Raw genomic sequence first — 13,575 nt, 5'->3', positions numbered from 1 at the left:
GCTTGTTTTTCCCTTATCAGGCTGCCTTTACAAGCCCTTGTTCGTAGTAAGTGTCCGGAGGCAAGCCGCCCAAGCTGCTGTGAGGCCGGAGCCGATTGTAAAAGTCGATCCATCTGCCGATTCCGGCACGAGCTTCGGAGCCGGTTTCAAAAGCGTGCAGATACACGCATTCATACTTGAGCGAGCGCCAGAGGCGTTCGATAAATGCGTTATCCAGCCAGCGGCCGCGACCATTCATGGAGATGCGGATGCCGTTCTCCCGCAGGACATCTGTAAAAGCGAAACTGGTAAACTGGCTGCCCTTGTCGGTGTTGAAGATATCGGACTTGCCGTGTTCCGCCAAGGCTTCTTCCAGGGCCGCGACGCAAAAATCCGTGTCCATGGTGTTGGAAAATCGCCAGGAAAATACTTTCCGGCTGTGCCAATCCATAATGACTACAAGATATAAAAAACTTTGCGCATGAGGATATAGGGGTGAGTAGGCCGGGGGATTCTCACCCCCAGCCCCTCGCAGAACCGGACGTGAGCCTCTCGACTCATCCGGCTCCCATCATCCAACCGTCGGCAAACATCCCATTTCCCAATGCACGAAGGCCGTTGGGAACTGGCCTCTCTACGCCCAAGGATACTCATTATTTCTCCTATCAAATTACAATGGTTGTAATTTCTTGCGCAGGTAAGCCATGGCCGACGCCTTGCTGTAGCCTACTTTGGCCCCGGCCCTGATGCGCTCTCTTGGGCCTTTATGCAGGGCGTCTTCATTACTGAGAGTTTTTGCAGAAATAAGCCCTCCTGTGATACGGGACAATTCTGCCCTGGAGACCACAGGTGGTAGTTCTTTTTCGATAGAGCGGAAAAAGTCTTCCGAGCCGATGCCCCTGTTAAAGAGCCTATCCGTATAGGCAAAGTCATGCTGCCGGTATTGGTGCATCAAACGCTCCTGATTGCGCTGTAGGGTGTTGAGGGAATATGTGGGCTGCATAGTATACTGAATTTTCATACAAAGAGAGTGCTGCGATTGGGGCAGCACTCTCTTTGTAATATAGGCCGATGGCGTGATGGTGGGGGGGTGAGGGGGTTCATTGTCGGTGTGCTTACGCTGTGGAATTTTATCAACAGTCTTTCAGCGTCCTGATGAGCATGTTGATCTCACCCCCAGTCAAGTGGGCCAGCGCCTTGCCAAAGGTTTTGTTGCTCTGTCTCTCTGCTGACAACCCCTTTTCCTGAGCGATTTGTTGCGCCAGGTCTATCTGCTTTGCCGAAGCAGGTTTGGAGCCACCGCCATTGAACATGGCTTTGTCCTGTGGCCTCTCTGGAGTCTGGACCGTGTGCTGACGGGGATAGGCGTCTGGCTGTGTGTCAGACATACCAATCTTGAGTAGACGTGTCGCATTGGCCTGTGATCTGTCGCTGGCAGCCTGTAGGTTGTCAGCTTCACCCAGGGCAGAGACCGTGCGCCCTGTATCCGTCTTGAGGGTGGCTTTGCAGATGTAGTGGCAATCTGTGCCTTGGCAGGTATGGCTAACTAAGTCGATGTCGATAGCTGAACATGAGTCGGGAAAGGTAGATGAGGGCATCTTGAGGCTCCAGTTTTTGAAGTGTCGCGCTAATAGCGCATATGATGCCTATTTTTTGCGTATGCGTGTGCTGGAAGGCACCCGTGAGCCCTTGGGGTTGTGCTCTTTTGAGCGGGTCTTGGCCAGATAGCTGGCGGTATACACCACGTCATCCATCTGGGCATCAACGTCAGGGGAGTTTCTTTCGATGAACTTGCCCATTTTTCCATTACTGCTGGAGAAGTTGACCAGTCCGTCATTGTCTGTGTCCAATTTCTTTTTTACAGCCCGGTTGAATGCTTCCTTGATCAAATAGCCATTTTGTATGGCGTTGCCATTTACAAAGATGTTGAGGTGGTAATGTGGATTATCGTCTGAGGTCGTTTTCTCTGATACCCAGACAACGTGGAGATCTGGATCGTTTTTTCCATTTTTAAAGCGTGAATCTGTCTGGCGTTTAACATTCTCAATGATTCTGGTCATATCTTCGCTGCTAAGCGCATAATCGCTATACCTCTCACTATGAATGTCCAAGCGTACAGACAACACCCTTGAGTGCTTTGACCCCATATACTCAACGGTGTCTATGATTTGATCTAATGTCTTTGTGTAACAAGGTAGATCATTGTCATTTCCATTGTTAATTGGATATCCTCTATATGTCTTCTCTGTTGTCATATCTCTGCTCATGTATTAATCCTCTCAATGGTTTCATTCACAAGGCTATGTCACATGTTTAATAGTTACATATTCTAGTAATCATGTAGTGCATTTAACTAAATATGTATCTAGTTAAATATTAAATACAAGATACTACTAACAACCGGGATGCATATATTTTTCTCAATCAAGCATAATCGACCAATATTTCCTTCTGTAGCAGTAAATTGTTGCATCCTATATTTGCGATAAAGTTTTAAAAAATAAAAAATGGAAAAGTGGTATAGTGTGCTACTATGCCGCTTTTGAATGTCAGATCTAGATACATCACAGATTTTGCCCATAGAACGATGCCAAATGAGTTCTGATCTATGCCCTACTTCTGTGCGTTCTTTCTGAGCACAGCACATTGTCAATCAAGTTGTCACGATTGAATGCTGAAGGTTTCATGCAAAGGGAATATGGCGAGGGTATTTGTTAGCGGCATTTCCCCCCTAATAAATACCCACCCATCTCCCGCATATGCCAATTTTGAATGTGCAGAAAAAAAGCATTCCCCTGAATACCAAGAGAATGCCTTTTGCTGATATTGTTCAATACTTGTCAGATCATGAGCGCCTATCGTAGTACCTGTTCCTGTATTCATGCCCTGCAGGTCTGCCACGTCTTCTAGAATATGATTCAGATATATTTCTTATAATCCGACGCTGCTCAAGTTTATGGAGAGCCACATCTACGTCTGCCGCTGCATAACGATCCTTGAACCGCTGTTTTATCTGTGTAGCGCTAAACATATCCATGTTTTCTTCAAGAATATGTATTCCGACATCACACATACAAGTCTTCTCTTGTCTGTCTGCATGGCCAGATATGCATTCCCACAAGTTGTCTTCTAACACTTCTGTGATTTGTATTGCGGTGACGATTTCATCCCACGATACAGGCACTTTTTCAGGTTCAGAATATTCCGCAATATGAAGAACCCCTGCGATTCTTAACGCATGTTGTGCCATCCGCTTTGCCCACTCTTTAATTTCAGCATTACGCCCTGATGCTTCTTCAGAGCATTTTTTCCGGAAATTATCCCAAGCATGCTCTGCCTCTGCATCTAGTGTGATGACCTGATGCCCGGCATTCGAGGTTGCACAATCGTTAACTCTAGCAAGAATTCTTCGGATCAACTCCTTTATTTCTGGGTCCAATTCATGCTGAGAAATCTGGTACATCCGCGGGTCATGCGGTGCTGCCCTATAGGTAAGCATACGAGCACACAACCCTGTTTTAATGTAGCTCTTGTCCTTGATAAACTTTGTAAAAGACTCAATCTGCGTGAAAACAAGGTCAACAATGAAAGGATCATTGCAGGTTGCCTGTCCCCTGCAAATTCTACTTTCAGAATGGGTTTCGCCTCCCCAAAACTTTCTGAGCATATTGAAGGCGTCACGCGGCAGCAAAATACCATCTGATTCCATCCGCATAACAAATCCCTGCTCAACCATAAGCTTGAAATAGGCAGCTTTCGTTATGTCAGACATGAGGAACGAGGGTTTTTTTCTTTTTGCTTTGACTTCTCTCAATCTTTGCTCGGCTTCTTTTATTTCATCAAGCTTGGTAGCATTTCCTGTTCTAGCGAACTCCTTTATAAGGGCTTTGAGACGGTGGCTGAGTGCAACATACTCCACTTCGTAAGAACCAAAAGAATCTTGATTACTATTACTTTCAGATTCAATCTTGCTGATACAATCTATAAATGGTTCAAGCGCCGATGATTTTCCACATCCAGATTCTGCGCCGCCCATGATAAGTAAAGCAAGTGAGTTAATATATCCGGTTGTTTCATGTTTAATACGATGACAACCCCTGTCAATCCCTGCAATTGAAGCCAACCAGCCCAGTAAAACCAAGCCTGAATCTACATGCTGTGATGTCGAAACGGCTTCTACAATTTTCCTAGTTTTCTGTGGCAAATTGTATCTGCTGAAATTTGCGAAATGCAGACTTGTTTCTTCCTTTTCATCTTTGAGGGATGAAATTTCTAAAATGCGTTTCAGACTTAATGGGGTATAATTCATAGTCCTTCTCAGTCCCGTCATCATTGATTAGTTTGTAGCCTGGGAATGATCGCGTTCCCAGGCTACAAGTTCAGTTAGATAACCGTTACAATAGCTCCGCCGTTGTTTTCACCTTCGGCAAAATCAAACTTGAGGAGTGCATCTTCCTTCGCACCTTTAAACAACGCTTTGACCTCATCAGGCATATCTGCCAAAGCAACTACGGCCTGGTTGCCACGATCCTGCCTCTTATACCCATCAATAAACGCCTGAGCCTGGTGACGCCGCAGTTGCTGGGGAGACCAGCTCATTTCACGCATAATTTCAGGGTCGCTGATCCCCTCTTCAAGCTTCTGGATGTACTTCTCATGCTGTTCGTCAAATTTCTGCTTAAATGTTCCCATGGAATTCTCCTAACGTGCTATTGTTAAAGGACAATTTTGTTTATATGGGCTTGAAAAGTTCTTCTTCAGCCGTGGGAAACGACCAAAATCAGAGTCTTGACAAGTGACATCACCGTTACGGAGTTGGACATGCTCTAAGTCAAGCCACAGCTTCTTGCTCGCTCTCCAGCAGCAACCGCCGCTGGAGAGCAAGTGATTTGATGGTGCTCACGTCGACGAGCGAACGTAAGCAAAATAAAAGCGTTAGCTCTTCCCAGATGGGTCAATACGATTTTTTGACAGGAACGCCTCAAGGTCGCAGACTCGATAACGCACGGAACGGCCTATTTTGACGTAGGGAAGGCCTGTACGTTTAAACCTGTGCGCGCGAAGTGTAGAGAGGCTCAGCCCGGTTCGGGCTGAGACCTCCTGCTCAGTCAGGCATTGGCATGTTGTTTCTATGGTAGGCATCAGCCGACCTCCAATTTGGAATTAGGAGCTCCGGCTATTCTTATAGAATGGGGAAATGAGCTTGGGGAGATATTTGGGACAACCAAAAGCTTAAATCTAATATCAGGAATGGTTTCTATTTTCGCCGTAAAAATGAATCACAGGCGCACAGTTCCACCAGGGGAACTACTACATGACAGTGTGGCAAAAAAGAAAAGCCTTTCCATATGAGCTGCTTGAAGCAATAGGGAGGCTTCTTGTGAAGCAATAATCTGCCATGGAACTGCACCCCAATGCATTTGAAAAACAATAAGCAACGATATTCGACTATCTTGATGGAGCAGTTCCATCAAATTTATATTCAAAAAAACTAATCGCTCGCCGAGGAAGTATTTTTTGGGGAGACGCTTTTTTTACAAGATTCAGCCAGTTCTCAGCAGATTCTGCTCCACTAATTTTTTCAACAGCAGCATTGAACTGCTTTCTCCACAAGTCTGTACATGAAGAAAAATATTTGCAGTTCGCGCAGTCTTCTGATGTTGGATTTTTACTTGGGTCACACTTTATTTGGGGAGCGTGCCTTCTATGCGTCATAAAAGCGGAATCAAGGTTAAAGTTACTGGAAATATACAAATCATAGATCAGCAATCCAGTAGACTTATAAAACACATTATTCAGAGACTGCCTATGCATTTTTAAGTTTGATTGCTTGTGTATCGTATTGAGAATATCTTTACGTTTACAGTTCTCGTAGTCATTGATTGACTTGAAAAGCGTGGCTTTCTTTTTGAGAGTGTCGATGATTTCATTGACATGAAGGTTTTTATCAATGCCGAAGAATACATAATCCCGATTGCTATGGAAGGCTATTACACATCTTTTGTCGGTTCTATCCAGAGTCTTGAATGTTGCAGGGATACTTTCATTGCGTTTTATCTGCGTGGCAACTTCAACCATGTCGTATGGAAAAGGTAAAAATGCAGCGCACACTTTGAAAATATTTGATATTCGGAGAAGCTTTTCAATATAAGGATAAAAAGTGATAAACTCTATATATTCCTCAATTCCCTCAAATTTAGTAATATGACGCAAGCCCATTATGCGCGCTTCATAGCAGTAAATGGCATCAGAAAGCAAGTCTATCTGCATTCCTTCTGGAATATCTGCCTTGAAGAATTGTTGTGAGGTAAATTTAATATACTTCATAGCGTCTTCGATATGTCCATTGTTATCATAATACATCTCAAATCTGCGCTTCGCATATTCACAAAAGAAAAAAGATTCTTCCAAAGTCGTCTGGTCAAGGATCAAATCTGGCATCATTTTTTCTCCATATCCATGTCAAAGATTCCATCTGCGACACTTGCCGCCCGCTGCATCGCCTCGTCGGCAAGGTGAGCGTACCGCTGGGTCATTTGCGGACTGGAGTGCGTCAGCAATTTCTGCAATGTGTATAAATCGACTTTACCGCTAGAGGCAAGAAATGAAGCGTAAGCATGGCGCAGACCATGCAAGGGCCGAAAATCCTCTGGGAGACCAGCATGTTGTTTTACTCGTATCGCAATTTTACGAAAATCCTTGCGTTGTGCACCATTTTTACCCGGAAAAACAAAGGAACTGTCGGTTTTTTTGACACCCCGCAGTACAGCCCGTGCCGCATGTGAGAGGGGAATGCGCTCTGTCGTGCCTTTTTTGGCAACTTCTCCTCGCAGCAGAATGAAACCGCTTTCAAAATCTATGTCGGCCCATTGAAGTGCCATCAGAGCTCCTTTGCGCATGCCTGTAATCAGTGCAAGTCGCAAGAATGCTGCGGCATCCTGATCCGGTTCCCTGTCAATGGCTTCGAGATATTTTTTCAACTGGTCGGCTGTTAGGCTCTCCGTTTTTTGATTGTCCACTTTCGGCATCTCAAAATGAAGCTTTGAAGGGTCTGTGGCTGCGCATAGTCCTTTTTTGACGCCAAACCTGACTATACGGCGAAGTAGTGCAAGGACATGTTTTGCGGTTTGCGGGCTTTTGCCCATTTTGAGTAGCTTATGACGAAGCTTGTCAGCATCTAGCGTGGTGATTTCATTTGGTGTTTTATTTTCAAAAAGGCTTTTTATATAGATGTGGTATCTGCTTATATCTGCTTTCCTGGCTTTCCCGTCATCAAAAGATTGCTGATACTGGTCCCAGAGTCTGGCGATGGTCGGCTTGGTCACTTCTGCCGCTTTCGCTGCGAGAACAGCTTCACGGATTTCCTTACGGGAAGCTCGCTTTCCTTCTATACGTTCGGCCCTGATGCCTGACGCCCTGGCTGGGGTCATGTCGTCCGCATACTGTCTACCAACCTTTTCCTCGATAACTTTACCGTTTTGCTTAAAAACGATATAATAAACGCGTTCCTCACCGGATTTGCCTTTGCGCTCGGCAATCCGGAAAAAGACTCCAGGGTAGTTCGTCTTCATGCGGGCTTTTCCAGTCATGGCAATCCTTCCTCTGAATTTCCAACCGTATTTCCAACCTTATCTACTGATTCTGATGCCAAAAGATGCAACTAGATGCAAGCCTATTTATGGCTATCCATCCAAAATTGATTAATAATAAAAAGAAATGAAAAATGAGGCAAAGTTAGAGCGTTGGCCTCCGGAGCCAAAGGTCGTGCGTTCGAATCGCGCCGGGCGCGCCATAAGGAAACCAGCAGGTTCCCCATTTTGAGGGGGCCTGCTTTTTTTGTTCGTCTTGTCAAAATACCCCCAAGCCGTTTTTCGTCTGAAAGCCGTTGGACGGTGTCCGTTCAGCATATTGCCGGTTTGCTCCAGAGCGTTCGGCGGCCTGCTGCGTATTGCGCCTCATTTTTGTCAAACGTCAACTGGCTGCTGCGGAATGCCGCCTTGCGCAAGGGGGGGGCTGCGCCCGGTGTGGTGACTCCTGTATTTTCCAGAACTGTTTTTCTGTTTTATGTAAAAATTATGAATGATATACGAAGTATATTCATTTTTTAATGACTTAATGCTCCAATATTATACCTCTTTATTTTTTCTTTTATAGCCTGTACTATAATCACATGGTTTCAAATGCGCTTTTTTTCTCTTGACACCTGCAGGGGAGAGATCGAGCATACAAACAGTAAAGCAACAAAGGGATGCCGCGCGGTTTTTTCGTCCGCCGCATGTGCGCCCGCCGAACCCCGCCGGAACATCCCTCCCCATCTTCCAAGGATTTATATATGACCCAACAATTTACCCGCAGAAAGTTTCTGCAGTCGGCCTGTATCACCATCAGTGCCCTGACGGTAAGTGCAAGCGGTCTTGACAAGGCCCTTGCCGCCGTCAGCGGGGCTGCCCCAATGGCTGCCTGTGACGTGCTGATAATCGGCTCCGGCGGCGCAGGCTTGCGTGCCGCGGTTGCCGCCATGAAAAAAAATCCCAGGCTCAACGTGGTTATTGTGACCAAGTGCATGCCCTCGCGCAACGCCACCTGTATGGCCGAGGGCGGCATCAACGGCGTCACCGACTTCAGCAAGGGTGATTCTTACGAGCTGCATTGCTACGACACCGTCAAGGGCGGCGACTACCTTGTGGACCAGGACGCCACCCTCAAGTTCTGCGAGCAGGCCGGCCCCACCATTCTTGAACTGGATTACAAAGGCATGCCCTTTTCGCGCACGGCTGACGGCAGGGTAAAGGCCCGGCCGTTTGGCGGCGCGTCAAAGGTGCGCTGCAACTATTCGGCAGACAAGACAGGCCATATTGTGGCGCATGTCTGTCTGGATGAAGCCCTGACGCACGGCGTCAAGTTTCTCATGGATCATGAGCTGCTGGATCTCGGCGTAGACAACGGCCGTTGCGAGGGCGCGGTGCTGCGCAATATTCGCACCGGCGAAATATCCCCTGTGCGTGCCAGGGCCGTGGTGCTCGCTACCGGCGGGTATACACGGATTTTTTGGAACCGCACCTCCACGCCCTATATTGCCACCGGCGATGGCGTGGCTGCCGCCCTGCGGGCGGGAGTACCCTTTAAAGATCCGGAAATGATCCAGTTTCACCCCACCGGCGTGGTGCACGGCGGTGTGCTTATTACAGAGGCCGCCCGCGGTGAAGGCGGCTATCTGCTCAACAACAAGGGCGAGCGGTTCATGAAAAACTACGCCCCCGGCAAGATGGAGCTTGGCCCCCGCGATATTGTGGCCCGCGCCATTGAAACGGAAATCCGCGAAGGACGCGGCTACGGGCAGGGCCTTGAGGCATATGTACTGCTGGACCTCGTGCACCTGGGCAGGAATAAAATTATCAACGATCTTCCGCAGATCCGTCACGTTGGCAAGCTGTTTGAAAACATAGATCTTGTGGACAGGCCCATGATCATCCGGCCCACGGCCCATTACTCAATGGGTGGCATTGCTGTGGCAAAGTTTGATGACATGTCCACGGAACTTCCTGGCCTGTTTACCGCAGGCGAGGCTTCCTGCGTGTCCATTCACGGGGCCAACCGTCTGGGCGGCAACTCCCTGGCGGATGCCGTGGTGACCGGCAAGATTGCCGGTGATGGCGCAGCGGCCTACGCCGGTTCGGCGGACCACAGTGCGGGCAAAAGGCTGGCTGATCTGGCCGGCCAGTGGCAGAGCCGCTTTACCAACGTTTCCAGCGGCGGCGATGCCAAGGAAATGTATGCCCTTCGCGAAGCGATGGGCGCGCAGTTGTGGGATAATCTGGGAATCTTCCGTACCCAGGCCAAGCTTGCCTCTTTGGCAGACACCCTGGCGGAGATGCGTTCGCGTTATGATGCCCTGCGCGTACCCAATGCCAATCCTGTCTATAATTCCGTGTTCACGGAGTATGTGGAGCTGGGCAACATGCTGCAGCTGGCGCAAGCCGCCTGCCTTGCCGCCACAGAGCGCAAGGAGTCGCGCGGAGCGCATACCAGGGAGGACTTCCCCAAGCGCGACGACGCCAACTTTCTCAAGCACAGCATGGTCACCATGAGTGAAAGCGGCAAAATGCATATGGGCTGGAAAGACGTGGAAATCACCAAGTTCAAGCCCGAGGAGCGTAAGTACTGATGGCTACACTCATTATTGACCGCTTTGACGGCAAAAAACACTACGAGCAAAGTTACGTTCTTGCCCCGGCCGACGTGTCCGGCAAGACTGTCCTCAATACATTACTGTTCATCAAGCAGACACAGGACCCCACGCTCAACTTCACGGCGTCCTGCCGTTGCGCCATTTGCGGGGCCTGCGGCGTCAGGGTCAACGGGCATGCCATTCTGGCCTGTGACACCAAGATGGACGATCTGATCGCGACCTATGGTTCCGACACCATGCGCATTTCTCCTCTTGCCAACTTCAAGGTCATTTCAGATCTGGTGGTGGACTGGGAGCCAGCAGTGGAAAACCTGCGCAAGATCCATCCCGGCATGGTCGCCAAGCCCGAATTTTCCATGAAGGAAGGCTGCCGCCAGACACAGGCGGAATTTGACCGCATCAAAAAACAGTGGGACTGCATCATCTGCGGCTGCTGCGCCTCCGAGTGCAACAAGCTCACCGCCGACAACCGGGACTATATGGAACCCTTTGTGTTCACGCATGCCTGGCGGGTCGCCAATGACTCGCGCAGCAAAGATCCCCTGCTGCACGGCAAGCCCGCCGTGGCCGGGGGCCTGTGGAACTGTGTGCACTGTCAGGAATGCGCCAACCGTTGCCCCAAGGGTATCAGCTCTGCCGATGACATTGCGGCCCTGCGCGCCAAGGTTATGGCAAAGGGCATGACAGACGGCGTTGGCCCGGCCCATGCCAAATCCTTCTACACCGACCTGGTGGAAGATTCGGGACGGCTCAACGAAGTGCGGCTGGCTCTGCGTACCGAGGGCATCAGCACCGTGACGCGTGCGGGCATGGCTATTACGCTCATGCGTCAGGGCAAGATGAATCCGCTCGAGGCATTTGGCGAAGATCCCGTTGAAGGGCATGCCGCCCTCGTGAAGATGATTGAGGCGGCCCATGCCGCCGCGAAGGAGTAGCCGTATGCAGACCGAATACGCCTTTTTTCCCGGCTGCGTGCTGACTCAGGCGGCCAAAGAATCCAGGATGGCCCTGGAGGCCGTGGCCCCCATCCTGAATATTACCCTGAGGGAAATACCCGGCTGGACCTGTTGCGGCGCCTCCCAGGCTCAGGATGTGGATCCCCTGGCAACCCTGGTAGCCAATGCCCGCAATCTGGCGCTTGCCGAACAGATGGGGCTGCCGGTGCTGACATCGTGCAGCACCTGTCTGCTCATGCTGCGCCGGGCCAAGGCGGAACTGGACGGCGGGCAGAAAGACCGCATCAACACGTTTCTTGCCAAGGGCAATATGGCCTATAAAGGCGAAAGTGAAGTGACCAGTCTGCTCTGGGTGCTGGCCCAGAATGCCGACGCGCTCAAGGCCAAGGTTGTCAAACCCCTCAATGGGATGAAAGTGGCGGCTTTTTACGGCTGTCACAGCTTGAGGCCCGAATCCGCACTGGGCTTTGAAAGCTCGGTGAATCCGTCGAGTTTCGAAAAGGTGGTTCATGCCCTGGGCGCGCAGGGCGTTCCCTTTGACAAACGGCTGGACTGTTGCGGTTTTCATGCCGTGTATCCGGCGGAAAAATCCGTCATGCTCATGACAAGCGAAATCATCAACAGCGCCGCCGCTGCCGGGGCCAATTGCGTGGTGACGCCTTGCCCCCTTTGCCAGATGCAGCTTGACATCTATCAGGACAATGCCCAGGAACTGCACAAGTCCAAAGCCCGTGTTCCCGTGCTGCACCTTTCGCAGTTGGTGGGGCTGGCTTTGGGGCTGCCTGCCGCGAAGCTGGGCCTGGACTATAACGTGATTGACGCCACAAAGCTCGGCTAGAGCAATTTCACTTTGAAATTGCCCTGGCGGCTGCGTGAGCAGTCGCCCGCCGCAAAGATGCAAGCGCAGCTTCAGCCGTTACGACAAAGGAAGTTACGGATGCTTCAGGAGTTGTAACGCGGGAAACTACGCTTGCAGACACCATGTGTAACGAGGGGTTTGTTTCCACACAACCACTGTCGCCATTCGTAAGGCTCGCAGGCTCGCCAACGACTGCCGCGAAGACAGCAGAGCTATTTACTTGCGCGGTTAAACGCCGAAGTGAGCGTGCCTTAAACTTTGAGAATATACATTCTCAAAGTTAATCTGCTCTAGGTTATTCAGCTTTGAAACAGACAAGGCCCCTGCCGCAATCAGCGGCAGGGGCCTTGTCTGTATGTATAAACCTTTGGGGCATTTGTCCCTTGAAACTACGTATCCTCACGGGGGGGATTTCATTACAGCGCGTAACAGCGCAAACACACTGCGCTTGCGCCTTTTCTGCGGGCATCTGCTCGCGCAGTCGCCAGAGCAGTTTCAAAGTGACAATGTCCTATGCGTCGTTCCCGCTCAGGGCGGCGCGTATGCGGCAGACGCCGCAGGTATCGCCCGAAGACGTGGGATAGCCGCACAGGGTGCAGGGCGCAAGGGTTACCCCCTCTTCGGCTTCACGCCGGGCAAAAACAGGCCGCCCCCGCGCCAGAAAACCCTGATAAAAGTCCAGCTTGCGGCCGGGCATGGCGGCTTCGAGGTTTTGCAGCAACCCCTTGAGCGTGGTGAAGCTGGCGCCGGGACTGTAGGGACAGGGCGCATAGTGGTTTTCTATGCCCATCAGAAAAGCATAGTTGGCGGTTTCAAATTCCGTGAGCCGCCACAGGGGTTTGACCTTGCGTGAAAAGCCGTGCTCGCTGTCGAGGCGCGGTCCCTGATCGGAAAGATAGGCCGTGTCCCAGCGCAGGGTATTGCTGAAAAGGCGAGCCACTTCGTCATCAAGGTTGTGTCCGGTGGCAAGGGCGTCAAAGCCCTCATCCAGCGCGACCTTGTTGAAAAAATGGCGCTTGATCTTGCCGCAGGCCGAACAGACGGGACGGTTCAGGCGCGCTTTTACCGCCGGGATGGCAAGGCCCTCGGCTTCCATTTCCCTGACCATGAGCGTGAGGCCGTGCTTGGCGCAAAAGCGTTCCACAACGCCCCGCGCCGCGGCCGAGGACACGGGGATGCCCAGGTCAATGTGCAGGCCCGTGACATTGTAGCCCTGGCGTGAAAGCTCAAGCATGAGAGCAAGGGAATCCTTGCCGCCCGAAAGGGCCACGAGCACGCGCTCGTCACGGGTAAAAAGCTTCTGCCCCTCAATGCCCCTGGTTACCTGGCGGGAAAAAAAGTCCTTGTAGCAGTCGGGGCAAAAGGCGGCATTATGGCTGCGCAGGGCCACTGCGGCCTCGGCTTTGCAGATTTTACACTTCATCGCTGTTCCTGGGCTGTATTTGAAGACGGTATGGCAGAGTATTTCAGTACGTAATTATATTCAAGACCGGGGGGCGTCATCGTGGCCCGGCTCAAGCCAGCCCAGTCGGCGACACCAGCGGGTATACAGGGTGCAGGCGCGCGCCGCAAAGGCTTCCAGCCCCACAAGG

12 protein-coding genes and 1 pseudogene are annotated in these 13,575 nt (G+C 50.6%); 3 read left to right on the top strand and 10 right to left on the bottom strand.

The genetic code is table 11. From position 1 onward, the window contains the following. Positions 1-16: 16 nt before the first annotated feature. The 9 genes and pseudogenes from V6C07_RS07860 to V6C07_RS07825 all read right to left on the bottom strand — a co-directional run. Positions 17-466 (bottom strand): annotated as a pseudogene (locus V6C07_RS07860) (IS3 family transposase); the annotation flags it as partial. 183 nt (positions 467-649) lie between these two features. After that, positions 650-1,000, bottom strand: a complete 351-nt coding sequence (locus V6C07_RS07855) for a hypothetical protein (RefSeq protein WP_333535821.1) — start codon at positions 998-1,000, stop codon at positions 650-652. A 112-nt stretch (positions 1,001-1,112) separates the two neighbouring features. Further along, the gene (locus tag V6C07_RS07850) at positions 1,113-1,577 is read right to left on the bottom strand and encodes a hypothetical protein (protein WP_333535820.1); all 465 of its coding nucleotides are present in this window, start codon (positions 1,575-1,577) and stop codon (positions 1,113-1,115) included. A gap of 48 nt (positions 1,578-1,625) precedes the next feature. Continuing rightward, positions 1,626-2,126 carry a YagK/YfjJ domain-containing protein gene (locus tag V6C07_RS07845; protein ID WP_442891928.1) on the bottom strand — a complete coding sequence of 167 codons (501 nt, stop codon included), beginning with the start codon at positions 2,124-2,126 and terminating at the stop codon, positions 1,626-1,628. 698 nt (positions 2,127-2,824) lie between these two features. Then, entirely contained in the window at positions 2,825-4,288 is a 1,464-nt protein-coding gene (locus tag V6C07_RS07840) for a DUF3987 domain-containing protein (RefSeq protein ID WP_333535818.1), read from the bottom strand. 74 nt (positions 4,289-4,362) lie between these two features. Then, the gene (locus V6C07_RS07835; RefSeq protein WP_333535817.1) at positions 4,363-4,671 is read right to left on the bottom strand and encodes a hypothetical protein; all 309 of its coding nucleotides are present in this window, start codon (positions 4,669-4,671) and stop codon (positions 4,363-4,365) included. Between the two features lie 243 nt (positions 4,672-4,914). After that, a complete protein-coding gene (locus tag V6C07_RS13410; protein WP_442886163.1) occupies positions 4,915-5,121 on the bottom strand; it encodes a helix-turn-helix transcriptional regulator in 207 nt (68 codons plus the stop codon). Positions 5,122-5,427: 306 nt separating this feature from the next. After that, positions 5,428-6,423, bottom strand: a complete 996-nt coding sequence (locus V6C07_RS07830) for a hypothetical protein (protein ID WP_333535815.1) — start codon at positions 6,421-6,423, stop codon at positions 5,428-5,430. Continuing rightward, positions 6,420-7,568 carry a tyrosine-type recombinase/integrase gene (locus V6C07_RS07825; RefSeq protein WP_333535814.1) on the bottom strand — a complete coding sequence of 383 codons (1,149 nt, stop codon included), beginning with the start codon at positions 7,566-7,568 and terminating at the stop codon, positions 6,420-6,422. Before V6C07_RS07825 ends, V6C07_RS07830 begins: the two co-directional genes overlap by 4 nt. A 743-nt stretch (positions 7,569-8,311) precedes the next feature. Between V6C07_RS07825 and sdhA the strand changes: the two genes are divergently transcribed. Genes sdhA through sdhE form a run of 3 tightly spaced genes read left to right on the top strand, consistent with a single transcriptional unit; the run spans position 8,312 to position 11,962 of the window. Continuing rightward, on the top strand, positions 8,312-10,144 hold the full coding sequence (gene sdhA / locus V6C07_RS07820) for an 8-methylmenaquinol:fumarate reductase flavoprotein subunit (RefSeq protein ID WP_333535813.1): 1,833 nt from the start codon (positions 8,312-8,314) through the stop codon (positions 10,142-10,144). Continuing rightward, positions 10,144-11,103, top strand: coding sequence for an 8-methylmenaquinol:fumarate reductase iron-sulfur subunit (sdhB, locus tag V6C07_RS07815; RefSeq protein ID WP_333535812.1), 960 nt, complete (start codon positions 10,144-10,146; stop codon positions 11,101-11,103). Before sdhA ends, sdhB begins: the two co-directional genes overlap by 1 nt. A gap of 4 nt (positions 11,104-11,107) precedes the next feature. Then, positions 11,108-11,962 (top strand): 8-methylmenaquinol:fumarate reductase membrane anchor subunit, encoded by an 855-nt coding sequence (gene sdhE, locus V6C07_RS07810; RefSeq protein ID WP_333535811.1) that lies wholly within the window; start codon positions 11,108-11,110, stop codon positions 11,960-11,962. Between the two features lie 532 nt (positions 11,963-12,494). Here sdhE and V6C07_RS07805 read toward each other — a convergent pair. Next, a complete protein-coding gene (locus V6C07_RS07805) occupies positions 12,495-13,406 on the bottom strand; it encodes an ATP-binding protein (RefSeq protein WP_333535810.1) in 912 nt (303 codons plus the stop codon). Between the last annotated feature and the right edge of the window lie 169 nt (positions 13,407-13,575).

The sequence above is a fragment of the Desulfovibrio sp. 1214_IL3152 genome (genome assembly GCF_036763055.1).
In the GTDB taxonomy this organism is placed as follows: Bacteria; Desulfobacterota; Desulfovibrionia; order Desulfovibrionales; family Desulfovibrionaceae; genus Desulfovibrio.
This window is presented reverse-complemented; position numbering and strand designations above follow the sequence as displayed.

Coding starts and splice junctions, on each gene's coding strand:
- sdhE (WP_333535811.1), top strand. CDS start 11,108: ATGCAGACCGAATACGCCTTTTTTCCCGGCTGCGTGCTGACTCAGGCG.
- V6C07_RS07850 (WP_333535820.1), bottom strand. CDS start 1,577: ATGCCCTCATCTACCTTTCCCGACTCATGTTCAGCTATCGACATCGAC.
- V6C07_RS07805 (WP_333535810.1), bottom strand. CDS start 13,406: ATGAAGTGTAAAATCTGCAAAGCCGAGGCCGCAGTGGCCCTGCGCAGC.
- V6C07_RS07825 (WP_333535814.1), bottom strand. CDS start 7,568: ATGACTGGAAAAGCCCGCATGAAGACGAACTACCCTGGAGTCTTTTTC.
- V6C07_RS07845 (WP_442891928.1), bottom strand. CDS start 2,126: ATGGGGTCAAAGCACTCAAGGGTGTTGTCTGTACGCTTGGACATTCAT.
- sdhB (WP_333535812.1), top strand. CDS start 10,144: ATGGCTACACTCATTATTGACCGCTTTGACGGCAAAAAACACTACGAG.
- V6C07_RS13410 (WP_442886163.1), bottom strand. CDS start 5,121: ATGCCTACCATAGAAACAACATGCCAATGCCTGACTGAGCAGGAGGTC.
- sdhA (WP_333535813.1), top strand. CDS start 8,312: ATGACCCAACAATTTACCCGCAGAAAGTTTCTGCAGTCGGCCTGTATC.
- V6C07_RS07855 (WP_333535821.1), bottom strand. CDS start 1,000: ATGAAAATTCAGTATACTATGCAGCCCACATATTCCCTCAACACCCTA.
- V6C07_RS07840 (WP_333535818.1), bottom strand. CDS start 4,288: ATGAATTATACCCCATTAAGTCTGAAACGCATTTTAGAAATTTCATCC.
- V6C07_RS07830 (WP_333535815.1), bottom strand. CDS start 6,423: ATGATGCCAGATTTGATCCTTGACCAGACGACTTTGGAAGAATCTTTT.
- V6C07_RS07835 (WP_333535817.1), bottom strand. CDS start 4,671: ATGGGAACATTTAAGCAGAAATTTGACGAACAGCATGAGAAGTACATC.